The 24,507-nt window shown below is 42.8% G+C and carries 22 protein-coding genes; 14 read left to right on the top strand and 8 right to left on the bottom strand.

The features are described 5' to 3' along the window. Positions 1 to 67: 67 nt before the first annotated feature. The gene (locus tag J699_RS04795; RefSeq protein WP_032870412.1) at positions 68 to 1,387 is read right to left on the bottom strand and encodes a D-alanyl-D-alanine carboxypeptidase PBP6B; all 1,320 of its coding nucleotides are present in this window, start codon (positions 1,385 to 1,387) and stop codon (positions 68 to 70) included. Between the two features lie 170 nt (positions 1,388 to 1,557). Here J699_RS04795 and J699_RS04800 point away from each other — a divergent pair, with 170 nt between their 5' ends. After that, positions 1,558 to 3,261, top strand: coding sequence for a M61 family metallopeptidase (locus J699_RS04800; RefSeq protein ID WP_032870413.1), 1,704 nt, complete (start codon positions 1,558 to 1,560; stop codon positions 3,259 to 3,261). A 37-nt stretch (positions 3,262 to 3,298) separates the two neighbouring features. On the opposite strand, the gene uraH is transcribed toward J699_RS04800, so the two are convergent. Continuing rightward, positions 3,299 to 3,700, bottom strand: a complete 402-nt coding sequence (gene uraH, locus J699_RS04805) for a hydroxyisourate hydrolase (protein ID WP_032870416.1) — start codon at positions 3,698 to 3,700, stop codon at positions 3,299 to 3,301. 116 nt (positions 3,701 to 3,816) lie between these two features. Continuing rightward, the gene (locus tag J699_RS04810; protein ID WP_032870418.1) at positions 3,817 to 4,509 is read right to left on the bottom strand and encodes an outer membrane protein; all 693 of its coding nucleotides are present in this window, start codon (positions 4,507 to 4,509) and stop codon (positions 3,817 to 3,819) included. A gap of 150 nt (positions 4,510 to 4,659) precedes the next feature. On the opposite strand from J699_RS04810, the gene J699_RS04815 reads away from it, so the two are divergent. The 3 genes from J699_RS04815 (at position 4,660) to J699_RS04825 (ending at position 9,265) form a co-directional block, all read left to right on the top strand. Next, positions 4,660 to 5,346: a heavy metal response regulator transcription factor gene (locus J699_RS04815; RefSeq protein ID WP_032870421.1), complete on the top strand. Its 687-nt coding sequence runs from the start codon at positions 4,660 to 4,662 to the stop codon at positions 5,344 to 5,346. Then, positions 5,339 to 6,706 (top strand): heavy metal sensor histidine kinase, encoded by a 1,368-nt coding sequence (locus J699_RS04820; RefSeq protein ID WP_032870492.1) that lies wholly within the window; start codon positions 5,339 to 5,341, stop codon positions 6,704 to 6,706. Before J699_RS04815 ends, J699_RS04820 begins: the two co-directional genes overlap by 8 nt. A gap of 327 nt (positions 6,707 to 7,033) precedes the next feature. Next, positions 7,034 to 9,265 (top strand): NADP-dependent isocitrate dehydrogenase, encoded by a 2,232-nt coding sequence (locus J699_RS04825; protein ID WP_032870422.1) that lies wholly within the window; start codon positions 7,034 to 7,036, stop codon positions 9,263 to 9,265. A 133-nt stretch (positions 9,266 to 9,398) separates the two neighbouring features. Here J699_RS04825 and J699_RS04830 read toward each other — a convergent pair whose 3' ends face one another. Next, positions 9,399 to 10,202 (bottom strand): pseudouridine synthase, encoded by an 804-nt coding sequence (locus tag J699_RS04830; RefSeq protein WP_032870424.1) that lies wholly within the window; start codon positions 10,200 to 10,202, stop codon positions 9,399 to 9,401. Between the two features lie 193 nt (positions 10,203 to 10,395). Between J699_RS04830 and icd the strand changes: the two genes are divergently transcribed. After that, positions 10,396 to 11,652 carry an NADP-dependent isocitrate dehydrogenase gene (gene icd / locus J699_RS04835; protein WP_032870426.1) on the top strand — a complete coding sequence of 419 codons (1,257 nt, stop codon included), beginning with the start codon at positions 10,396 to 10,398 and terminating at the stop codon, positions 11,650 to 11,652. Between the two features lie 139 nt (positions 11,653 to 11,791). Beyond that, positions 11,792 to 12,412, top strand: a complete 621-nt coding sequence (locus J699_RS04840; protein WP_032870494.1) for a pentapeptide repeat-containing protein — start codon at positions 11,792 to 11,794, stop codon at positions 12,410 to 12,412. Between the two features lie 168 nt (positions 12,413 to 12,580). Here J699_RS04840 and J699_RS04845 read toward each other — a convergent pair whose 3' ends face one another. After that, positions 12,581 to 13,192 (bottom strand): DJ-1/PfpI family protein, encoded by a 612-nt coding sequence (locus tag J699_RS04845; RefSeq protein ID WP_032870427.1) that lies wholly within the window; start codon positions 13,190 to 13,192, stop codon positions 12,581 to 12,583. Positions 13,193 to 13,465: 273 nt separating this feature from the next. On the opposite strand from J699_RS04845, the gene J699_RS04850 reads away from it, so the two are divergent. Together J699_RS04850 and J699_RS04855 are read left to right on the top strand one after the other, a co-directional pair. Then, the gene (locus J699_RS04850; RefSeq protein ID WP_032882924.1) at positions 13,466 to 14,284 is read left to right on the top strand and encodes a PhzF family phenazine biosynthesis protein; all 819 of its coding nucleotides are present in this window, start codon (positions 13,466 to 13,468) and stop codon (positions 14,282 to 14,284) included. A 144-nt stretch (positions 14,285 to 14,428) separates the two neighbouring features. Next, on the top strand, positions 14,429 to 17,197 hold the full coding sequence (locus tag J699_RS04855) for a M16 family metallopeptidase (RefSeq protein WP_032870430.1): 2,769 nt from the start codon (positions 14,429 to 14,431) through the stop codon (positions 17,195 to 17,197). A gap of 52 nt (positions 17,198 to 17,249) precedes the next feature. Here the strand turns inward: J699_RS04855 and J699_RS04860 are convergent, their stop codons facing one another. Then, a complete protein-coding gene (locus tag J699_RS04860; protein ID WP_004770279.1) occupies positions 17,250 to 17,633 on the bottom strand; it encodes a DUF3144 domain-containing protein in 384 nt (127 codons plus the stop codon). A gap of 105 nt (positions 17,634 to 17,738) precedes the next feature. On the opposite strand from J699_RS04860, the gene J699_RS04865 reads away from it, so the two are divergent. Further along, positions 17,739 to 18,371, top strand: a complete 633-nt coding sequence (locus tag J699_RS04865) for a hypothetical protein (RefSeq protein ID WP_032870432.1) — start codon at positions 17,739 to 17,741, stop codon at positions 18,369 to 18,371. 328 nt (positions 18,372 to 18,699) lie between these two features. Here J699_RS04865 and J699_RS04870 read toward each other — a convergent pair whose 3' ends face one another. After that, the gene (locus J699_RS04870; protein WP_032870434.1) at positions 18,700 to 20,157 is read right to left on the bottom strand and encodes a CYTH and CHAD domain-containing protein; all 1,458 of its coding nucleotides are present in this window, start codon (positions 20,155 to 20,157) and stop codon (positions 18,700 to 18,702) included. A gap of 177 nt (positions 20,158 to 20,334) precedes the next feature. On the opposite strand from J699_RS04870, the gene J699_RS04875 reads away from it, so the two are divergent. From J699_RS04875 to hemL, 3 genes are all read left to right on the top strand, one after another. After that, positions 20,335 to 20,706 carry a DUF962 domain-containing protein gene (locus J699_RS04875; protein ID WP_005231759.1) on the top strand — a complete coding sequence of 124 codons (372 nt, stop codon included), beginning with the start codon at positions 20,335 to 20,337 and terminating at the stop codon, positions 20,704 to 20,706. A gap of 154 nt (positions 20,707 to 20,860) precedes the next feature. Next, positions 20,861 to 21,472, top strand: a complete 612-nt coding sequence (gene thiE / locus J699_RS04880; protein WP_032870437.1) for a thiamine phosphate synthase — start codon at positions 20,861 to 20,863, stop codon at positions 21,470 to 21,472. An 83-nt stretch (positions 21,473 to 21,555) separates the two neighbouring features. Next, the gene (gene hemL / locus J699_RS04885; RefSeq protein ID WP_032870439.1) at positions 21,556 to 22,854 is read left to right on the top strand and encodes a glutamate-1-semialdehyde 2,1-aminomutase; all 1,299 of its coding nucleotides are present in this window, start codon (positions 21,556 to 21,558) and stop codon (positions 22,852 to 22,854) included. Positions 22,855 to 22,909: 55 nt separating this feature from the next. Here hemL and J699_RS04890 read toward each other — a convergent pair whose 3' ends face one another. Then, positions 22,910 to 23,185 carry a hypothetical protein gene (locus J699_RS04890; protein ID WP_032870441.1) on the bottom strand — a complete coding sequence of 92 codons (276 nt, stop codon included), beginning with the start codon at positions 23,183 to 23,185 and terminating at the stop codon, positions 22,910 to 22,912. A 15-nt stretch (positions 23,186 to 23,200) separates the two neighbouring features. On the opposite strand from J699_RS04890, the gene J699_RS04895 reads away from it, so the two are divergent. Together J699_RS04895 and J699_RS04900 are read left to right on the top strand one after the other, a co-directional pair. Continuing rightward, positions 23,201 to 23,617 carry a GlcG/HbpS family heme-binding protein gene (locus tag J699_RS04895; RefSeq protein ID WP_005231756.1) on the top strand — a complete coding sequence of 139 codons (417 nt, stop codon included), beginning with the start codon at positions 23,201 to 23,203 and terminating at the stop codon, positions 23,615 to 23,617. A 142-nt stretch (positions 23,618 to 23,759) separates the two neighbouring features. Next, a complete protein-coding gene (locus tag J699_RS04900; RefSeq protein ID WP_171070881.1) occupies positions 23,760 to 24,404 on the top strand; it encodes an RluA family pseudouridine synthase in 645 nt (214 codons plus the stop codon). Positions 24,405 to 24,507 lie beyond the last annotated feature (103 nt).

Genomic DNA, 24,507 nt, shown 5'->3' with positions numbered 1-24,507 from the left:
GATGGCTGGATTATGCCATCCTTTTTTCAATAATGTATGTTTAATCTTGATAAAAAAAGTTGGTTTTTTATCCTTGATTTAAAGGATAAAGTTTGGCAGTTTTGCTATCGCTGGTCGAAAAGAATGAAAACAGGTTAGAGAACCAGAGCATAATTTTCTGAAAAATATTGGCTTCTTCAATCTGCACATCATTTTCAATCTGTAAGCTGCGAATCAACTGGTTGTTCTGGTAAATCGAAACCGTCGCCAGATTCATGGCCTGCGTCAAAGGTGCAGTCAAATGCTGTTCATTCAATTCAATATTGATACGGGTATTGGTGGTTTGTAACGGTTCAACCGTCGTCACTTGCTGATTGGCATCGGTTAGATGAATGCGTTGGGTGAGTAGATCAAAAGTATTTAAGTCGATGGGTGTTGCCTGACCGTATAACGATGTGGTGACGATGGTCGGTTGCTGCGTTTCGACCTTAAACATTTTCAAGGTTGATTTAATCACAGGCAATTCTGCAATCAGTTTTTGTTTTGGAATGACTTCCTCATCACGGGTATAGGTATAGGCCAGGTTCATTAACTTATGTGCTACTTCCGCGCGTTTGACTGCACTTGGCGTTCCCAGTACCACCACAATCAGACGACGTTTATCAACATGCGGATTAAATGTTGGACGTTCTGCTGTCAGGGCAAGGTTATAACCTGCCGCCTTGGTATAACCTGTTTTAAGACCATCTGAGGTAGGGTCCATTTTCAAGGCAAGGTTAGTGGCATGGTGGAAACGTTGATTGTAGCTAAAGCTCGGCATTTTGGAATAATACAGATATTCAGGCGTTTCTTTCACAATGGCCTTGGCTAACAGGCTGAGATCAGCTGCTGTTGAATAATGATCGGTCATGGTGATCCCAGCTGGATTGCTGAAATGGGTATCCTTCATGCCCAATGCCTGGGCTTCCTGATTCATCCGGGCGACAAATTGTGGCACGCTGCCAGAAATTTTTTCAGCAAGCGTTACCGCAGCATCATTGGCAGACATCACGATCAGACCTGCTAAAAGCTGATCAACAGAAATCTGTTCACCTGCTTTTAGATACATTTGTGATTCATCCCACATTACCGTACTCACCACAGGTGTTGCAGTCAGAACGTCTTCTTTACGTAATTTACCTGCTTCAATATCTTTTAATGCGATATAAGCCACCATCATTTTGGTGAGTGAAGCTGGGGCGCGTTGTACATGACTGTTGTGTTCAGCAATGATTTGTCCAGACTGGGCATCGATGATGGACCATGCTTCAGCTTCAACTGTTTCAGGTGCAATGTTAAGCAAGTTTGCATGGGCGAGATTTGCACAGATGAGACTGAACAACGTAAAGAGAGAGAGGAGAAATTTCACGTGCATACCTTGTATTGCCGATCCGGTGGCCTTAAATGTGAGAGGAGAATGCTATGACTTTTTTGTTGAAGAATCCAGCAACTTTTGCTGACAATTACGACATCTGCGCATGACTTTGTAAAAAAATGCTAAGCTGTGTGAAACCGTTCCTATTTTCATGATTAGAAATTATGTTGCACTATCAAATTGAGTTCGACGATTATCGCCAACACCTGATTCATGTCACCCTACGTTTTCTTGCCAATCCTAATCAGGAGTTGTGGTTACCGACCTGGATCCCTGGCAGCTATCTGATTCGGGAGTTTTCCAAGCATATTGAGTCGGTGAAAGCCTCTGATGAAGCTGGGCGTATACTGAATATTAAAAAAACCGAGAAAAATCGCTGGCGTTTATTCAATACCGATCATGAACTGATTACGGTTGAATATGACGTTTATGCTTATGATCTATCTGTACGTGGTGCCTATGTCGATCAGAGCCGTTTGTACGTTAACCCAGCCTGTGTCTGTTTGGGCCTGCAAGATCAGGAACAGGCAGCTTGTGAAGTTGAGGTTTTCCTACCGGATGAATTAAAACATTTTCAGCTTGCAACGGGTTTATCGAGCAAGAGTCTGGTCAAAGGGCGTTTTACCTTAAAAGCAGACAATTATGATCAATTGATTGATAGTCCGTTTGAACTGGCAGAGCAGAGCCGTTTCAGTTTTGAAGCAAACGGGATTCCACATGAGTTTGTGATTTCGGGGAAACACACCACCAATATGGGTCGTTTAGAGGCGGATATTCAAAAGATCTGTCAAACTGAAATCAACATGTTCGGTTCAGCGCCCTTCCAGAACTATACCTTTATGACCATGGCAACCGGCAATAGTTATGGTGGTCTGGAACATTGTAATAGCACCAGCTTGATTACACCGCGCGACGATTTACCAAAAGCAGATGAAGCCGAAGAACCATCTAAGGATTATCAACGTTTCTTGGGTTTATGTAGCCATGAGTATTTCCATTCCTGGTTAGTTAAATTTATTCGCCCGGAAAACTTTACCCATTATGATTTACATAAAGAGGGCTATACCAGCTTATTGTGGATTTTTGAGGGCTTTACCTCTTATTATGATGACCTGATTTTATTGCGTAGCGGTGTGATTTCGCAGCAGTCTTATCTAGATCTGTTAAAAGCACAGCTGGATCGTTATTTGCAGAATCCGGGTCGCTTGATTCAATCGGTTTCAGAGTCAAGTTTTGATGCGTGGATCAAGTTCTATCGTCAGGATGAAAACTCCAATAATGCAGGCACCAGTTACTATAACAAAGGCAGTTTAGTGGCACTTTGTCTAGATTTGGGTTTACGTTTGCGTGGTTCAAATCTGGATGCATTAATGCGTCGTTTATACGAAAATACCCAACAGGGTATTCAGGTCAATGAACGCACTATTTTTGAATTATGTCATGAACTGACAGGCGATAACTGGATTGAGCAAATCAATCACTTGATCAATACCACCGATGAATTACCACTGGATCAGTTGTTCCCAGAGTTTGGATTGAGTTATACGCTTAAACATGACAAGGCTTTGGCTTTTGGCTTGAAAGGGGTAGATAAAGCAGAAGGCGTGGTGGTACAGCAAGTGCGTCGTGATAGCGCAGCCGCTCAAGCAGGTTTGTCTGCCAATGATGTGATCCTTGCCATTGATGGTGTTAAGGCTTCCGAGAAGCTGTTAGCCAAGTATGCCAAACAACAAGGCACATTTACGGTCCATGCATTCCGTCGTGATGAGCTTTTACAAGTTGAACTGCAAGCGGGTGAAAGTGAATTGACCACGGTTGAATTAAAAGTTGAAGACCAGCAAAAAGTTGATCGCTGGTTGAAGGGCTAAGACTCTTTAAAAAGGACGCGACTAGCGTCCTTTTTTATTAGCTGCCCCGATAAGTCGAATAACCATAAGGGCTGAGCAGTAATGGAATGTGATAGTGCGGTAAACTGCCGTCAACTTCAAAAATAACCGGAATTTCGGGAAAAAAACTACGTTGCTGTTGGGCTTTATACCAGTCACCTGTTTTAAACGTCACTTTATATACACCCGACTTTAACTGTTGCTGTGCCGGATAAAGCGCAGTAATTCGTCCATTCTGATCAGTTTTGGCCTGATTGATTTCGATCCACTGGTTTTTTTGTTGGGTTTCGAGCACAACGGTGACATCAGCAGCAGGTAGACCATTCTGCTGGTTGAGTACATGCACACTCAATGGGTTTGTCGCTGCGTACAAGCTGCTTGAAGCCGAGAGAGCAGCGATGGCGAATAGATTTTTATACATCACAATATTCCACCTTGATTAATCAATGTTTTGGTATGTATTCCCGTCAGTGGTTATGAAGGCAAATACATACGGTATAAACGCAAAACAACACTGCTGATCAGTGCCTTCAAAATTTAGAATGCGTATCTGGCACCGAGATAGAACTCACTTGAATAAAGATGGGCTTTCATCTGTTCATCTTGCAAGTTACGTGCATTGGTGAAGTTATTCAGACCGCTATCAGCTTTGCCCAAGTCGACATAACGGTAGCCCAAGTCAAGCTTAAGGTTGTCAATTGCTTGATAACTTGCACCCGCACCTATGCTATACACCAGTTGGGTTTCGGTATTGGAAAGATATTGGCGAGAGGCATTACCTTGCCAGCCTGAAGATTCGGTACGGGCAACCCCTAATCCCAGATTGCCGTATACAGCGACATTCTGCATGACTTCAAAATCACGATAAGCATTCAGCATCAGGCGCTGCGTCTCGGCTTTATGATGGTTGAGACTGTTTGGAAAGTTAGTTGAACCGCTGGTAAATTCGGCATCGTTTTTAAAGGTATATTCTCCTTCGGTACGCCAGCCATTGCCAAAGTCATAACCGAACCCCAGTGATGCATTGGTTAAATCTTTTTGATCGTCACCTGCGACAAATTTGCCAATCCCCGGGCGTAAGCTGGTTTCCATATTGTCCGCTTTGAGTTGGGCTGCCGCGACTTTTGCGGAGAGATAATAGCCAGAAAGCGCTGTATCTTGCGCATAGCTGAATGATGCGGTCATCAACAATACAGAACCCAAAGTGAAGCGTATAAATTGCTTGTCCATATACAATTTTCCAAAATTCATGAAGACGTGTTTGGCAATAAAAATCTTTATTTCCTCAGTACATGCTAGGAAAAAATGCATCGGGCCATGATGACAATTGGATTACCGATTTGTAATCTTTGTGCTGAATAAAAAAGGTTAAGATGTGGGATGCATATTTTAATTGTTGAAGATGAATCCAAGATTGCGCAGTTTCTGGCAAAAGGATTAAATGAATCAGGCTATACCAGTGCGATTGCAAAAGATGGCATGGCCGCTTTGTCACGCTTGCAAGAAGAAGCATTTGATTTATTAATTCTGGATGTGATGTTGCCGAAACTGGATGGCTGGCAAGTGTTGCAGACGCTCCGTACATTTTCAAAAATCCCTGTACTCATGCTTACGGCGAAAGATCAGGTCATGGATCGTGTCAAAGGTCTGGAACTGGGGGCGGATGACTATCTGGTTAAGCCGTTTTCATATATCGAATTATTGGCACGCATCAAAAGTTTATTACGTCGTGTTCCCAAGGTTGAACAAGAAATTTATAGCATTGCCAATCTCAGCTTAAACCGTTTAAGTTGGGAAGTGCATCGTGCAGAGAGCAAAATCGATTTAACCGCCAAAGAGTTTGTGCTGTTGCAATTATTGCTACAGCATCGCGGTGAGGTGCTTACACGAACACAAATTGCCTCTATGGTCTGGAATATCAACTTTGATACTGACACCAATGTGGTCGATGTCGCGATACGTCGTCTACGCGCAAAGATTGATGACCATTTTTCTCCCAAGCTGATTTATACGGTCAGAGGAATGGGCTATAAAATCGATTTAAAAGAAGACCATGACGATGAATAGATTGTCTTTGGCTTCGCGTCTGAGAATTGCATTTAGTCTGATTTCATGCGTGGTTTTTATCAGTATTGGCACATTGTCTTATCAAAGTTTTCGTGAAATGGTGTATATCCAGCAGGACAAAGCGCTTGCGGCACGGATTAAACGCATGGAAGTGTTTTTGACAGATGCCTATACCGTGCAGATTTTGGGCAAATATCCCAAGCTGTATGAAAATATGGTCGGACATGAGGATAGTATCTTTATCGTTAAAGAGGCGGGTAAGGACCTGATCCGAATCAATCCGTTAAACATCAAACTCCCCCACTTAAACTATTCCAGTAAAATCCAGTTTACGAACAATAGTCCTGAACAGCCAACCACACGGCTTGCATTTCAATCGGTACAACATGGCGATCAGCATTATCAATTGATTGCAGGTCAACAATGGTATGCCGTCAATCAAACCCTGAATCAATATTTCTGGAAAATTGCCTTTTATAGTGGGCTGGGCATTCTATTATCAAGTTTATTAGGTTTTATGGTCGGGCATTACCTGTTCCGTTCGATGCGGGAGTTGATTGCAGCAACCAGTAAAATCAACGTGCAACAACTCAATCACCGTATTCAGGTTGAGACCAGCAATACCGAAGTACAACAACTCAGCCATGCCATGAATGAAATGCTGGATAAAATCCAGCAGGATTATCAAAAACTGGCCCAGTTTTCTGAAGATATTGCGCATGAATTAAGAACGCCACTTAATAATTTGATGGGGCAAACCCAGATTTTGCTGTCGCAACCGCGTCAGAAAGAGGAACTGGAAAATCTGCTGTATTCGCATCTGGAAGAATACGAAAGACTGACCAAAATGATTGAGAGCATGTTATTTATTGCCCGTTCCGAATATGGAGAACACGGGCTTGAGAAAAGTCTGGTGAATATTCCAGGGTTGATCCGGAATGTGACGGATTATTTTGATTATCTGATCGAAGAACGGCAGATGAGCTTGATGCTTCAGCTTCCTGATGAAATGAATTTAAAGGTGAATGAAGCTCTCATGCAGCGTGCGATTGCCAATTTAATCAGTAACGCGGTGGTCTATGGTGCAGAACAGGGGCGTATTACTCTGATGGTACAAAGGGAACAGGCGGATTGTGTGATTGGTATTGTGACGCATGGCATCTGGATTGATGAAAAACATTTGCCTTATCTATTTGACCGTTTTTATCAAATTGATGAGAGTCGACATAACAGAGCTCAAACCGGCGGGCTAGGGCTGGCCATCGTTAGATCAATTATGCAGTTACATGGTGGGTGTGCTGAAGTTGAAAATCAGCCTGAAGGCGTCACATTTAGGTTGCGATTACCACTAAAGCATTAACCTAAGTTTCATGAAATTCTGACAAAATAGGGCACATTTATTTATCAACACCTATTTGTTTGCTAAATGATCAGTTTGCTGGGCATTTTCTGCCAGATAAAGCTTTTGTAGTTGAAAAGGCAACATTTGGCCCAAATTATATGAACTTGCAGTATCTATTATATATAATTGTAGTATTTTTTAGCGAAATGTCGTTATCACGGGATAGGGCGTTGACTAGTATGCTATGAACGCTGATACTCTCAAGTTTGTTTTAAGCAAATCGGTTCTAGGAGCTGGGCCACAAGCGCAGTTTTCCATAACTCAATCCAACACAAGGGGCTATATATGGCTGGTGGAAAGTCAAAAATCATTTATACACTGACTGATGAGGCGCCGTTATTGGCGACCTATTCATTGCTACCGATCATTGAGACCTTTACCAAGCCTGCTGGCATCGAGATTGTGAAAAGTGATATCTCAGTTGCAGCACGTGTACTTGCAGAATTTTCAGATTACCTTAAAGATGAACAGAAGGTAAACAATAACCTTGCAGAGTTAGGTCGTCTTACGCAAGATCCAGATACCAACATCATTAAACTTCCAAACATCAGTGCTTCTGTGGCTCAGTTGACCGCATGTATCAAAGAGCTCCAGTCGAAGGGCTATGCGATTCCTGACTATCCAGAAAATCCAGCAACTGAAGAAGAGAAAGAACTTAAGGCGCGTTATGGCAAATGCCTAGGCTCGGCAGTCAACCCGGTATTGCGTGAAGGTAACTCTGACCGCCGTGCACCTGCTGCTGTGAAAAACTACGCGAAAAAACACCCGCACTCAATGAGCGAGTGGAAACAATGGTCACAAACTCACGTTTCTCACATGGATGAAGGCGACTTCTACCACGGTGAAAAATCAATGACTTTAGACCGTGCGCGTAATGTGAAAATGGAGCTCATCACTAAGTCTGGTGAAACGATTGTGCTGAAGCCAAAAGTTGCACTTCAGGATGGTGAAATCATCGATTCAATGTTCATGAGCAAGAAAGCGCTTTGCGATTTCTATGAGAAAGAACTTGAAGATTGTCGTGAAGCGGGCATCCTGTTCTCGTTACACGTCAAAGCAACCATGATGAAAGTATCACACCCGATCGTATTCGGTCACTGTGTGAAAATTTACTATAAAGATGCGTTTGAAAAACACGGCAAATTATTTGACGAGTTAGGCATCAACGTAAATAACGGTATGGCCGGTCTTTACGAGAAGATCGAAACTTTACCGACTTCACTGCGTGAAGAAATTATTGAAGATTTACATGCTTGCCAAGAACACCGTCCTGCACTGGCGATGGTTGATTCTGCGAAAGGCATCACCAACTTCCATTCACCAAATGACGTGATTGTAGATGCATCAATGCCTGCAATGATTCGTGGTGGTGGTAAAATGTGGGGTGCTGACGGCAAACCTTACGACTGTAAAGCCGTGATGCCTGAATCAACTTTCGCGCGTATCTATCAGGAAATGATCAATTTCTGTAAGTGGAATGGTAACTTCGACCCACGTACTATGGGTACTGTGCCAAACGTCGGTTTGATGGCGCAGAAAGCGGAAGAATACGGTTCACACGACAAAACTTTCGAAATTTCTGAAGCAGGCGTTGCCAACATTACGGATCTAGACACGGGTGAAGTGTTGATGAGCCAGAATGTGGAAGAAGGCGACATCTGGCGTATGTGTCAGGTGAAAGATGCACCGATCCGTGACTGGGTGAAACTTGCAGTAACACGTGCACGTAACTCTGGCATGCCAGCAATCTTCTGGTTAGACCCGTACCGTCCACACGAAAATGAATTGATCAAGAAAGTTGAAAAATACCTGAAAGATCATGACACAGCAGGTCTTGATATCCAGATCATGTCACAAGTACGTGCAATGCGTTATACGCTTGAGCGTGTAGCACGTGGTTTAGATACCATTTCTGTAACCGGTAACATCTTACGTGACTACCTGACTGACTTGTTCCCGATTATGGAATTGGGTACTTCTGCGAAAATGTTGTCAATCGTGCCGTTAATGGCGGGTGGCGGCATGTATGAAACTGGTGCAGGTGGTTCAGCTCCGAAACATGTTCAGCAGTTGGTCGAAGAAAACCACTTACGTTGGGATTCTTTGGGTGAGTTCCTTGCGTTGGCTGTTTCTTTAGAAGAGTTGGGTCTTAAAGAAGACAATAACCGCGCAAAATTGCTTGCCAAGACACTGGATCAGGCAACAGGTAAACTACTTGACAACGACAAGTCTCCATCACGTCGTACCGGTGAGCTGGATAACCGCGGTAGCCACTACTACTTGGCATTGTACTGGGCTCAAGCATTAGCGGCTCAAGACGAAGATGCTGAGTTAAAAGCGAAGTTTGCGCCGCTTGCGAAAGCACTTGCTGACAATGAAGAGAAGATCGTTGCTGAGCTTGCTCAAGTACAAGGTCAAGCTGCTGATATCGGTGGTTACTATGCCATTGATCCTGCAAAAGTAAACGCAGTCATGCGTCCAAGCGCAACATTGAATGCAGCACTTGAAACAGCTTAAGTTTAAATATTACTGACAGTTTTGTTGGTGGTATAAAAAGGCCGATGCGAAAGCATCGGCTTTTTTGTGGATGATGACTTAGATGATCCCCATAAAAAAAGCCCACTTTCGTGGGCTTTAAAACATTTAAATTCTAACGACCATTACGGCTACGACCACGCGGTGCTTTGGTATTAGGACGCGTCGTACCATTGGTCTTACGACGTGGCTTTTCACTTTCATCCATTTGCCAGATACGCTTGGTGCCTGATTTTTTCTTGTCGCCGTCTTTTTTATCACCTTCTTTTTTCTTCTGGTGTATTGGCTTGCCGCCCGTACCACCTGGTTTTTTCACATAAGAACGAGAGCGATACGGTTTATCTTCAGGCAGATCTTTAAAATCAGGATAAAGTAACGGTTCAATTTCAGTTTGCTCACCGGGTTGTAAGCCCAGACGAATCAGATCGATTGCACCGATTTTGGTCCGGATCAAACGTAGCGTCGGGAAACCTACCGCAGCAGTCATACGACGCACCTGACGGTTACGGCCTTCACAAATTTGCAGTTCAATCCAGCTGGTTGGAATATTGGCGCGGTAACGTACAGGAGGATCACGTTCCCATAACCATTCTGGTTGATCCACTTTAAGCGCTTTTGCCGGTAAAGTCATACCATCAGCCAGTTCGACGCCTTTACGAAGTTGCTCTAAAGCTTCTTCAGTCACATCGCCATCGACTTGCGCAAGATAGGTTTTAAATTTCTTATTGGCCGGATTGGTAATGTATTGATTCAGACCACCGTGATCGGTCAGAAACATCAGTCCTTCTGAATCAAGGTCAAGTCGGCCCGCAAGACGTAAATCAGGATCATGGATAAAGTGGGAAAGGGTGAGATGAGCGGAATCCTCACGGAACTGTGACAAAACGTCAAAAGGTTTATTTAATACGACTATTTTCATATCTGTATACTGCTTTGGCTATGGGCGGCATCATAACAATAAAGGTTTTTATTTAATGGGAAAATGTTGTTATTTCCCGTATAAATCTCAAAAAAACCTGTTTTGAACTAAACTGTTTCATGTAATAAAAAACGAAAGCTTGCCACAGAAGGCATCGACATAATCGCTAAATACATGAGGGAGAACCTGCAAAATGGGTTATCAGAAGATCGTGGTTCCTGCAGACGGAGACAAAATCACAGTAAATGCAGACCTGTCACTGAATGTTCCAAATCGTCCGATCATTCCTTTTATTGAAGGTGATGGTATTGGTGTGGATATTACACCAGCAATGAAAGCAGTAGTAGATGCCGCCGTGCTAAAAGCTTATGGTGGCAAACGTTCGATCGAATGGATGGAAGTCTACTGCGGTGAGAAAGCAGACAAAATTTACGGCAGCTATATGCCAGAAGAAACTTTTGATGCTTTACGCGAGTTTATTATATCAATAAAAGGCCCGTTAACCACACCTGTAGGCGGTGGAATTCGTTCTTTAAATGTCGCATTGCGTCAGGAACTGGATTTATATGTCTGTGTACGGCCCGTTCGCTGGTTTGAAGGCGTACCTTCGCCAGTCAAGCATCCCGAACTGACCGATATGGTGATTTTCCGTGAAAACTCGGAAGATATCTATGCAGGCATTGAATGGCCAGCAGATTCTCCAGAAGCGAAAAAAGTAATTAAATTCCTGCAAGAAGAAATGGGCGTCACTAAAATCCGTTTTCCTAAGGAGTGTGGTATCGGGATCAAACCTGTATCGAAAGAAGGTTCCCAGCGTCTGGTGCGTAAAGCGATACAGTTCGCGATTGATAATGATAAACCGTCTGTGACCTTGGTCCATAAAGGCAATATCATGAAATATACCGAAGGTGCGTTTAAAGAGTGGGGCTATGAACTGGCGATAGAGCGTTTTGGTGGACAACTGCTGGATGGGGGACCTTGGGTAAAAATCAAGAATCCTAAAAATGGTAAAGACATAATTATTAAAGATGTAATTGCCGATGCTTTCTTACAGCAAATTTTAATGCGTCCTGCAGATTATTCGGTGATCGCGACCCTAAACTTGAATGGTGACTATATTTCTGATGCACTTGCCGCCGAAGTCGGTGGTATTGGTATTGCCCCGGGTGCCAATATTGGCGGTGCGATTGCCATGTATGAGGCGACGCATGGTACAGCACCTAAATATGCAGGACAGGATAAAGTCAATCCCGGGTCGATTATTCTGTCTGCGGAAATGATGTTGCGGGATATGGGCTGGACAGAAGCTGCGGATTTAATTATTACTGGTATTTCAGGTGCGATTTCAGCTAAGACTGTGACGTATGATTTTGAACGTTTGATGTCAAATGCAACCTTGCTGCGTTGTTCGGAATTTGCACAAGCGATTATTGAACATATGCAAGATTGATGAATTATTTTCACTAAAAGGGCGGATTTTTCTGCTCTTTTTTATTGAGGAATATAGATAAGGTTGTCATGAAAAAAGCATGTACAAAACTAAAGACATGGCATATTTTGGACAATTCAAAAATAAAAAATTGAACATCATGGCTGAAAGAAAATATGGTGAAGCTGCGCCCAAAACAACAGACAGCATTGCCAGTTTAGATTGGTATGAGCAAGTGCTCAGGAATCAGAAATATGAGCGTACTTTATTTGTCGATTTAGATATGTCTGAGGCGCACAGTACAGGTGCAGTGTTTAATGAGTGTACTTTTCGCCGGGCCCGATTCAATGGTTCAGTCCATCAAAGTAGCGCTTTTATCAACTGTACCTTTGTTTGCAGTAATTTTTTTGATAGTCAATTTACTGACTCTAAGTTTATGGGCAGCATGTTCAATGATTGCCAGTTTCATCATATGCGGGTGGAAGATAGTGACTGGGCTTTTGTTGGATTGCCGGGTGCTGATTTAGAGAAAGCCTCTTTTCTTCGAACGCGGTTAAGAGAAGCCGATTTGACAGGAGTACGTTGTCGTGGGAGTTCACTTCGGGAATGTGATCTGTCTGGTGCATGGCTGCACAGTGCAGATTTGACTGAATGTGATTTAAGAGGCAGTGATTTGAGTGCATTAGACCCGAAAGAGACTCAAATAAAAGCGGCCATTATTAACCTCGATCAAACTTTAATGATTGCAGAGAACTTGGGTTTTGATGTTCGAATCGACTGAGCGGGATGGCGCTACTCATTTTAAAAGAATGAATACAACATGAAACCTTAAAAAAGATTAGTGCGCATAAATGCCATCCACGCTGGGTCAATCGTGATTCGTCATAAAGCAGCTCTGGAAAGACGCCAGTATCACGGATCAATGATCCGGTCTCATCAGCTAGCGCGATTATTCAGCTTTCACTTTACAGAAGGGATCAAGGTCTGGATTGCTGTTCCAGAGGTATTCGGCTTCTTCGGCACAAAGTTGGGCCATATTTTCACCTTGCGTGTCCTGAATAAAAGCAAGGGTCATATCCATACCCGCACTGACGCCAGAAGAGGTATAAAACTTTCTATCAGTCACCCAGCGTGCCTGAGTTTGCCATAACACCTGATTATTGAGGCTTTGTACAATTTCTAAGGCCATTTTATTTGATGTCGCTTTAACACCATTCAAAATACCGGTTGCTGCCAGTAGTGAACTCCCTGTACAAACTGTCAGAACATATCTGCTTTGATCTGCCAATGCTTTGAGCTGATCGAGAAACTCCTGATTTTTCATGAGTTCAAAAGTGATGATTCCGCCTGGTATCAGCAAAATGCTTTGTGCATGTGTCTGTATTTCAGTAAATGGTTGGGTTTGAATACAGACCCCATGTTTGTTGGAAACCAGTCCGCCATTCAGGCTATAAAACTGCACTTGATAATGTTCTTGCAGTAAACCAAATAATTCGACCGGCCCCATAATATCGAGGGTTTCAAAGTCTTCAAATACAATGGCATGAACAGGAATACGCATGGCTTTTCTCACAAGTTTTATCTATCTCATACCTTAGAGAGCTTCAAATTTTTGATTGTGAATATTGTGTATGGCTTATTTTGAATTATGCTAAATCATTGGACTTTTGATCTGATTTGTTAGCAAGCGGCATATACTTTTGGCTTGATTTTTAATCATTTAAGCAGCTAAAACATGAAAAGCTGTGGTGTATCGTAAATTTAGGAAAATCTGTATCTATCAATTCGTCTGTAGATGGTCAAAATAGTGGAAAAATAGAGCGAGTGCTATGCCATGAAAATGTATCAAGTGGATGCTTTTACCCAGGAATTATTCAAAGGAAATCCAGCAGCAGTCATCGTGCTTGATGAGTGGTTAGATCAGCAGATGATGCAGAATATTGCAATGGAAAATAACCTGTCAGAAACTGCTTTTGTTCGAACGCTTGATGACAGCAATTATGAGATTCGCTGGTTTTCTCCATTGGAAGAGGTGGCATTTTGTGGTCATGCCACGTTGGCCAGTGCTTTTGTACTGTTTAAGGATTTTACGAAAGCCACAACGATTCAGTTTCATGTCCGTGATTTGGGCATTTTTATCGTTAGTCAGGATGCGGATGGTAAAATCAAGATGAACTTCCCGATCCGTAGGGCGGCGCTTGTATCTGACTATCCGTCAGAACTGCGTGAAGGGCTAACCAAACCATTTAAAGCGGTGTATCGCAATCCTCAAGCTTATATTATTGAGTATGAAACGGTACAGGATGTATTGGATGAGCAACCTGATCTGGAAGTATTAAAACGCTTGGGTAAAATCCGGACTGCGATTACTGCTTCTCAGCCCGACGTGGCGATTACCGCTCGAGGCGAAGGCAAGTTTGATTGTGTCTCTCGTTACTTTGCCCCTGCGATCGGCATTGATGAAGATCCTGTCACAGGTTCGATCCATACGGCGATTGTGCCGTTATGGGCAGAGAAGCTTAACCAGACACAACTGGTGGCGTTTCAGGCATCAGCACGCGGTGGCGTTTTAGACTGCGTAATTGAATCTGATGAGCGTATCGAAATTTCAGGTTATGCCAAACTGTATATGCAAGCTGAACTGGCAATCTGATTTTTAGCTCAAATTGTGCAAAAACAAAGATAAAAGCTGTTTAAATAAACAGCTTTTTTCAAAACATAACTATTAAAAATGCGAATCATTCTCTACCATAGCTTGTCTGTATGATTTAAATCACCATAAATAATTGGATAAATTATGTTAATGCGCTTTAAGCAGCTTACTCTCTCTCTATGTTTGATCGGGTTGAGTGCGACGTCTTGGTCTCAGACAGTGCTCGTAAAAAGTGAAAAAAATATCGAAGAATATAAATTAGATAATGGTTTCAGGGTTATTCTGGCGCCAAACGATAAAGAAAATAAAGTCTATGTCAATACGGTTTACCTGACGGGTTCACTGAATGATCCAAAAGGTAAGGGTGGCCTGGCACATCTATTAGAACATCTGGCTTTTAAAGGCACCCAAAATGTGAAAGGTGAAGAGTTCCAGCGCCGTCTGGATCAATATACCTTGATGACCAATGCCAGCACCGATTATTACGCGACCAAATACTTAAATATCGTTCGTCCTGAAAAAAATGCATTGAATGAAATCCTGTATCTCGAATCCGAGCGTATGGATAAATTGGTGTTGCAGGAAAAATTTGTACCCTCTGAAATTGAAATCGTAAAACGTGAACGCGAAATCCGTATGGATCAGCCCTTTGCAGTTTTAATGGATCAGGTCTGGAAAGCTGCCTATGGCAATCAATATTTAGGTCGTTTACCGATTGGTGACTTACCTGAGCTCAAGTCGATTCAGCTCAATGAATTGAATCAGTTCTACAGAACCTGGTATGCACCGAATAATGCAGTTATGGTCATTTCGGGTAAGTTTGATAAAACCGAAGTACTGAATAAGATTGATCAGTATTTCAGTCCAATTCCTGCACGCGCGGTACCTGCTCAGGTGAAAGTGCCTGTGCTCGACGCCAGCAAGATTGAACAACGTCAATTCACCGTGAAGAAGGGCAGTGATCTGGCCAAATTCCATATTTATATGAATGGAAAAAATACCGAATTACAACCGATTCTGGCACTGGCACCTTCTCTCTATACCATGCAGCCGAGCGGGCCTTTATATAAAAATATGGTTGAGACCGGGATCAGTACTGCAGTGCAATCTGCAAACTGGTTAGATCAGGACTTTAACGTGGTGTTTATGGGCGCAGTTTATGCACCAAGCCATGATGCGAAAAAAGTCGATGATGCATTGAAAACTGGCGTGGAAAACAGTCAGCCATTCACCGAAGCCGAGTTACAGCGGATCAAGAATATTACCCAGAATACCGCGGATACTATTGCCAATGATGCGGTAGCTTTAGGTTCACGCCTCAGTGATTATGCAGTCTCTTCTCAGGGACAATGGGACCAGTACTTCAAAGACTTAAAGACCGTTCAGGCCTTAAAGTTAAAAGATACCAATGCAACGCTGAAAGCGTTTTTAACCGCTTCACATCGTATCTCCGGGGATATTTTGCCAACCCCTGAGGACCAGAAGAAAGCGATGACGTTGAAGGCGGAAGAGAAACCAAAAACCTTGGATCAAAGTGATGAGCAGCCTGAGCCGTTAAAAGATCCAAATGTTTACAAGCAGGAAGTGACCCAGTTTATGTCACAGTCTGCCCAGCAATTACAGAAAAACGAACAGAAAATCCAGCGTGGCGAGTTGAAGAATGGGATTCGTTATGCCTTGTTCCCGACTGCAACCCGCGATGATAAAACCTATGCCACCATTAGCCTGGATTTTGGTGATGAAAAAGCATTATTTGGTAAAGGTGTCACACTGGATTTAACCAGTTATCTGATGTTGCGTGGTTCTGATAAGCATAGTCTGCAAGAAATTACCGATAAAGCGATTGCTGCCAGCGGTGGTGCATCTGTAAGCTCGAATGGCAATGGTTTTACCATTGTGGTGCAGGCGAAAAAAGACAAATTTGAAGACTTTTTCAACTTTATTGTTGATGTGCTGAAGCAGCCAAAATTCTCACAAACAGAATTTGATCTTGCCAAAAATCAAAGTTTATCGGTACTGGATCGTCCTTATACCGAGCCTGCGGTTGTGGCTTCGATGACCTTGTCTAAAATTCTGGAAATCTATCAACCTGGCGATTTGCGCTATCATTTTGAGCCTGATTTTGCGAAAAAACAGATCAGTGAGGTGACTCAGCCGCAAGTGAAGCAATTCTATGATCAATTCTTTGTGACCGATCATGCACAGATTGCGGTGACAGGAGATTTTGATGCCAAGAAAATGCAAAAGACCTTACAAAAGGCATTTGGTTCTTGGAAAGCAAAACAGCCATATACCAAAGTGACAGGGCAATATACCGTCTATAAAGCGCAGAAAGTGCATGCTTTATCGGAACAGCGCGAATTCGGTAGCTACCAGAGCGTGCTGGCATTGCCTGTTGGTTCATATCATCCAGATGCGCCCGCGTTAATTATCCTGAGCCATATTTTGGGTAACTCGCAGCTTTCATCGCGTCTGGCGCAAGAGTTGCGTGAGAAAAATGCTTTGGTCTATGGTTTTGGCAGTGGTTTGGACCTGGATCCAGATATCAATGATGGTACTTTAAGTATTACCGCGAACTATACTTCTGGACGCTCTGCGCAAGTATCACAATCGGTGCATAAAGTCTTGAATGAGCTGTTAAGCAAAGGCGTGACCGAGCAGGAAGTTGAAGCAGCCAAAGCAGACATCATGAAAAAACGTGTCACGGCTTTGGAAGATGAGCGTAATATTCATGGCATGTTGACAGGTCAGTTAGAGCGCAACAAAACCTTGCTGGATCGTGCTGAACGTGATCAGGAACTTGCTAAATTAAGCAAAGATGATGTGAATGCGGCCATCAAAAAATATATCAAGCTGGATCAGTTCGTCGAAGTAATGGCGGATCAGTATGGTCAGCCTCAAAACTTGAAATAAGCAATCAAAAAGAAAGCCACCGGTCAGGTGGCTTTCTTTTTTGCATCAAAGCTTAATGATCATGCTTGTGGGCATGAAAATCTTCATTTTTGCGGAAACGTAAGTAGTTTTCGAACTGTTCACAATATTCGTCAAAATTATCTTCCAGCATCATCTGGAACTGTTGCAGCAGATAAGACATCACTTGTTCTTTCGCTTCACGCATTTCTTCGCCATCTTTAAAGTTATTGGCTGCCACCCAAGTGTTGAAACGGGCAGTAGCGAATAACATGGCTGCGCTGACCTGACCACGTAGTTCTTCGGGTTTGGCTTGCTGACCCTTTGGCGGACGGCAAAAATCATTGGCGAGTTTGATAAATTCATCGGCACGCTCAAAAAATACGGCATTTAAAGCTTCTTCTTCCGTCACATCGGTAGCGTTAATTTTTTGAGACATGAGATTTTCCAGCGACAAGTTAAGACACATTATTATAGACAAAGCCTTGTCGAAACTAAACCTTTGCCTTAACCTAAAATAGCCTAAGCAATTCGAAGAATGACTATGCAAGATGCAATCGCGATTCAAAGCTTAAAAACGGATATTGCCTTACTGCGCCAGCATATCTATCCACCTCAATTTTTAGAACATGTTGAAGGCCTGCCGATTTATTACGGTTTAAAGGATGAGGTCGATGAATATTACCGACAATGGCAGCCTTTGATCGAGAGGGCGCAGCAGCTATGTCAGCCTTTTATGGAAGATGAGGTGCTGGATGCCATTCATTTACCCAGCCATTTAAACCTGCCGCTGTTTTTCTTTCATGTCGATCGGATCAGGATTAATAGAACCCGTGCCAAAGAATCGAAAACTTTTCGCGGTGTTGCGGCCTTATTGGAAAAATGTGGGCAGTTTGAGACCGATCAGATTTTTGCCATGCAAGAATGGTTAGGGAGTGACGATACCGCTGCTTTGGTGGCGCATCGTGAGTTTATTGATTTACGGACTTATGTGTTTCAGCATGGACAAAGCGACTATACCCGCACCCGTTTTTATATGAATGGCGTGATTTTGAGTGTAGAGCCGCATTTTAAATTGGTGGATGCACGGGATAAGCCGCGGAAGCAGCGTAATGATAGTTATAGTGATCCGATTGCAGATAATGGCACGTGGAAGATTTTTGGGAAGTATCGGTAAATGATTTAAGTGGAATAAATAGTTTAACACTCTAATTTTCATTAAAAAATAATAGCACAGCCACAAGTGCTATATAAGGTTTGGATGTTTTCGCGTAGGCGATTTCCTACTTTGTTTTCGGACAAAGTAGGCAAAACCATTGTCATCAGCAAAACCTGTCTATTTCTTGTATTTATTAAAATGTATCGCAGAAACATTACTTTGCTTATATCACGCAGGTTGCTGATGACATTTCCGAGTATCCGCTTTTTTGTAGGACTTAAATTATTTGTGGCGGTATCCATGCCGCCAGCACGATAATAGAGTGAGGTGATTTTCCCTTATACAGCTATTGCTTCTCATCCCAAAAAGCGTCCTGAGCAGATAAGCCTTGTAACTTTTTCGCCGCTTTTTTTGCCACATGTGGTTGCTGTGCCTTAACCCAGCCTAAAGCAAATAAAAACTGAGGATGCTCGGTAGCTTGTTGCTCAAAGATATGTTCAGCTACAAACAGGTCATTATAGAAGCCTAAATATTCCTGAATCGGCTGTAACTTATTTAAAAATTGCTGAACCTGTTTTTCTGGGTAAATCCCTGCAATAAAGTCGATGCAATAACGCAATTGTTTAACGCGCTTACGGGTACGATGTTGTTGTTCCACCGCTAAGCTTGAAAATTGAGCTGCATCTTTCAGTATCTTTTGATACAGCTTGGTTAAGCTTTTGGCAGCTTGTTTAGAAAGTTTGGATTTTGATTGATGTTCACTATAGCTAAAGCTGAATAAGGATAGAAACAGCTGGGTTGTTTTGCTGTCACTTAATAATCCAGCAATATTGGTGTCGACATTTTCAGGGAAGGGAAAATCAAAATCACAGACTTGTTTGACTAAAGGAATGACGGAGTCCTGAATGGCATCATTATCACGTGATTGTCCCAAGGCTCTAAAAATATCTGCCAATTGGCTTTCCCACTTCGGGTCAATCTGTGCCGACCAGTTGGAAAAATGTTTTAAAGCCGAGCGCAGGCGACGTAAGCCGACACGGGCTTGGTGAATATGATCCGCTTCGGCGACGCCATCCGCAATCGCTGCTGCATTGGGCAGGATATGATTGAGGGTATTTTCAATAATCTGTTTAATAGCCTGTTCAGCGCTAACATCTTTATCTAGGTTCAGTGATTTCGCTTTGGTGGCAGCAGAGACGACTTTGCCTTGAGCCAGTAAATTTCCACGTTCAGCCTTACTGCGTACATCCAGCCAGAGCTGATATTGATCGACCCAGGTTTTGGCAAATTGAATCAGGTCTGCTGCTGAACCTTGTTTTAACTCAAATTCGACTTCGCAGATTTTAGCTTGATCAGTTGGAGTTCGGATTTCACCATCATCCAGACAGACTTCTATGTGTGAACCTTCAAACTCGAATACATGAAAAGTACGCTGTACATTGGTCTGGAACTGTAATTCTAGCTCGGCTGGCGCTTCGCCTAAAACCTCACGCAGTACGGTTTGAACGGTTTGATTATGTTTATAGAGGGACAGATCAAGCTCAGGTTCTTGAGCACATTTGCCTAAATAAATATCTTCTTCGATACGTTGTAAATGATTCTTACTGGCTGCTTTAAAGGTTTGTACCCAATGTTCGCCTTCTTGACGTAGACGGATTGCCACATAATTTTTAGCAAGCAAACGTTCAGCGGTATCATAGTATTTTGCCTGTAACTGAATTTTTTGTGCTTTTTGTTTGCTTAAGGCCTGTAAAACACTTTTTTTCTTAGATTCAGGAAGTTGAAATTTTAGCTCTATTTCCATGATGTTATGACTCCTGACCAGCGAGAATGATAGATATATAAATGAGTATAAACTGTTGATCTGAAAAATTATTGTAAAGTTGTTTTAAGGATTGAAAGCAGGGCACACAATGACTTTATTTTGTACAAAAAATGCATTAACGTGTGTAAAGTCTTGCAGGATTAGGATGATCTAGAAATGAATGCCCCAGCCAATATCACCCAGCCAGTGGAATTTTCATTACCGATTAAAAACTATGATGAATTCTATCGCTTTTATTTAACTGAACATCGCAATATTGCCAGCCGCCGTTTGCATGCGGCAGGTAGCTCGATTGGTTTGTATTTCTTTAGCAAAGCCATTCGTAAGCGTCAGGCCAAATATGCCTTATATGGTTTGGTTTCGGGTTATGCCTGTGCCTGGGTCGGGCATTTCTTTTTTGAACATAATAAGCCTGCCAGCTTTAAGCAGCCACTGTATAGCTTTATTTCGGATTGGCGGATGCTGTCGGATATTGCACGTGGCCGTTTGAGTCTGATTGATCGTCAGTTTGATAAAATTGAGTCTTGAAATCGATTGGGTGTTTGAAAAGCTGCTTTGGCGGCTTTTTTTATTTATTCTGTTTTATAACGATTAATGATGTAAATACACTCCCTCTCTTTAAATTTTAGATAAGAAAATATACCCTGAAGCTAATGTAATTATAGTGAATAGTGAAACGTTCATGCGCGGTCTTTACCTTATTACCAACGATGATCCAATCCAGCTCTTACTTGAAAAACTAGATATCGCATTAGCCACCAGGAAGGTTGCGATTTTGCAATATCGCCGCAAGAAGGTAGCAAAGGTAGAGCAGTCAAGCGAAGTCGAGCAGATCAAAGCACTCTGTGAAAAGCATCAAGTGCCATTCGTCATTAATGATGATCTGGCACTGGCTGAACAATTTGGTTTGGGTGTCCATCTTGGACAGTCCGATGGGGAAATAAGTGATGCTGCTGCACGTTTGCCAAAAGGTGTGATTATTGGTCGTACCTGCTTAAACTCACTGGAATTGGCTGAACAAGCAATTGCCGATGGGGCGACTTATGTGGCGTTTGGTGCGGTCTATGCTACTTCAACCAAACCCGAAGCCAGTAATGTCGGTATCGAAGTGATCAAACAGGCGAAACAAAAGTTTGCTGTCCCGATTTGTGCAATTGGTGGTCTGACTGTGGAAAATTCTCAAGTAGTGATTGAGGCTGGGGCGAGCCTTTGTGCGGTAATTAGTGATATATTAGGACGATCAACAGCCGAAATTCCTGCTCGTGTCACTGCATGGGCAACGTTATTTGACTAATTATAGGCATCCGCTTTTGCGGAGCTTTTATTGTTTCTCGGAACGACAGCGTTCCTCGTCCTTGATTCCAGGTTGAGCCTTTTATGAGTTTATCTCCAAAGCAAGAACAGCTATTTAAACAAGCAAATAAACATATTCCAGGTGGGGTTAACTCACCTGTACGTGCATTTAACGGTGTGGGCGGTACGCCAGTCTTTATCGAAAAGGCAAAAGGGGCGTATTTGTGGGATGTTGATGGCAAACGCTACGTAGACTATGTCGGTTCATGGGGCCCAATGATTTTGGGGCATGCACATCCGGATATTATTCAGGCGGTACAAACTGCGGCAGAAGATGGTTTAAGTTTTGGTGCGCCAACTGTGCACGAAACAACGCTGGCAGACACGATCTGTGACATCATGCCTTCAATCGAATTGGTGCGTATGACCAGTTCAGGTACAGAAGCGACCATGACCGCGATTCGTCTGGCACGTGGTTATACGGGGCGTGACAAGATTGTAAAATTTGAAGGCTGCTACCACGGTCATTCAGACTCATTATTGGTGAAAGCAGGTTCAGGCTTATTGACCCTTGGTGAAGGTGAGCCAACGTCAAAAGGGGTACCTGCTGATTTTGCCAAACATACCTTAACCTTACCGTATAACAATATCGAAGCCTTAAAAGAATGCTTTAGCAAATTTGGTCATGAGATTGCGGGTGTGATCATTGAGCCGGTTGCAGGTAATATGAATCTGGTAACGCCAATCGACGGTTTCTTGCAAGCGATTCGTGATGTCTGTGATGAATACAAATCAGTGTTTATCATTGATGAAGTGATGACCGGTTTCCGTGTCGCTTTAGGTGGCGCACAATCGGTGTATAAGGTTAAACCTGACTTGACCACGTTGGGTAAAATCATTGGTGCTGGCCTGCCGGTTGGTGCTTTTGGTGGTAAACGTGAAATCATGGAATGCATCGCACCTTTGGGTGGTGTTTATCAGGCCGGTACATTGTCAGGCAATCCATTGGCCATGCGTGCCGGTATCGCGATGTTCAAGCATTTACGTGAACCTGGTTTCTACGACAAACTAGCTGCACAGCTCGCCAAATTACTTGCCGGTTTACAGGCTGCTGCAGATGAAGCAGGCATTCCATTTAAGACCCAGCAAGTGGGGGGCATGTTCGGTTTGTATTTTACCGATCAGGATGACATTACCAGCTTTGATTCAATGTTGGCCTGTGATGTGGAAGCATTCAAGAAATTCTTCCATGGCATGTTAAAGCGTGGCGTCTATCTTGCACCATCCGCATTTGAAGCAGGCTTTATTTCGTCAATGCATTCAGATCAGGATATTGCCGATACCATTCAGGCCGCAAAAGAAACTTTTGCTGAAATGAAGTAATGTTGTGATGTCTAAAAAAGCCCGATTTTTTCGGGCTTTTTTAATGGATATATCTTTAATCTGAAATGAATAAAAAACTTAAGGTATTAAAAAAATAAGAGTGGGCCTTAACGCAACCGTACTGATTTGCGACCTGTTTATAGGATAAACCTTTGCGATCAACAAAAAGATAAATAATCTTTATTGTACCGCCAGTCAAAATAATGCTTGAATAATAAACTATATTTGCGTTGGTCTGCGACTGCTGCAAAGCATTTACGTTTTGATTGGCGTAGGTGATAGAGAGCGCTTCTATATTTTTTAAAAAATAAGCTTTTGATAACAGACTCATGGGAATGGAGTAACAATGAAAACTAAACATTATTTAACTGCGGCGGATGTGGAAATTCTGGTTGATGCAGCAGCACAATATGCGACAGCACATAATTTTAATGTCAGCATTGCTGTTGTCGATGACGGTGGCACCTTGTTAATGATGAAGCGCATGGATGGCGCATCGGTATTATCGACACAGATTTGTCAGGAAAAAGCACATTCTGCCGCGGTCAGCCGCAGAGCAACCAAGGCATCCGAAGATATGATCCGTGATGGCAAAATCGGCTTTTTAACCATCAATGCTGCGAAAGGCATGCTGGAAGGCGGTGAGCCGATTGTCTATCAAGGACAGGTGGTGGGAGCTGTTGGGGTTTCGGGGGTACAATCTTTCCAAGATGCAGAAATTGCCCAGCATGCGATTCAACAATTTCTAGAGCAACACACCTAAATCATCATTTAAATTCGAATCTGGATGAAAAATCGAGAGAAACACGAAAAAAATCAGTAAAAATACGTGTCATGCATTGTAATTCAGCGCCAAGCTTTTTATGATTGCCCGCTTGTTTTCATCCAGTCGTTGGAAGGCTACCTTGAGTGATTTTCTAAGTGAACATTTGATTCATCGTGATGAAGATTTTATGGTCATCCATAAACCGGCAGGCTTACTCACGGTACCTGGGAAAACGCCAGATTTACAAGATTGCTTAATCAATCGTCTATTAGAACTAGAACCCAAAACCTTACTGATTCATCGTCTCGATCGTGACACTTCAGGTATTCTGGTGTTTGGCTTATCCAAATTTGGACAGAGCACGATTTCACGTCAGTTTCAGGATCGTCAAACTTCAAAAATTTATCAAGCTTTGGTTGCTGGCCATTTAGAAGGTCAGGGCAGCGTCGATATACCTGTGATTTATGACCCAAGCCGTCCGCCATTACATATTGTTGATGCCACGCATCACAAACCGGCATTAACGGAATGGCAAGCGATTGAGCATTTAGAAATTCAAGGACAAGCTGTAACCCGGGTGAAACTGATTCCGATTACAGGGCGTTCACATCAGCTTCGTGTGCATATGCAATATTTAGGTCATCCGATTCTAGGCGATACCTTATATGCCACACCAGAACAGCAGCAGCTTTATGCGCGTTTGTGCTTACATGCCACGCAATTAAGCTTCGCTCATCCTAAAACAGGCGCGCAACTGACCTTTGATTGCGCGGTACCGTTTTAGTCTAAAAACTTTTTTATGAAACACGATGTGATGCACGCTATTTAATGATGCTTTGTGTCAAAATACATCGTTGAAAACTACATAAAATGCCTTAACTTTTATT

Source organism: Acinetobacter sp. 1000160, assembly GCF_000588715.1.
GTDB lineage: Bacteria > Pseudomonadota > Gammaproteobacteria > Pseudomonadales > Moraxellaceae > Acinetobacter > Acinetobacter courvalinii.
The sequence above is the reverse complement of the archived record's forward strand: the minus strand, read 5'-3'. Positions and strand labels throughout refer to the sequence as shown.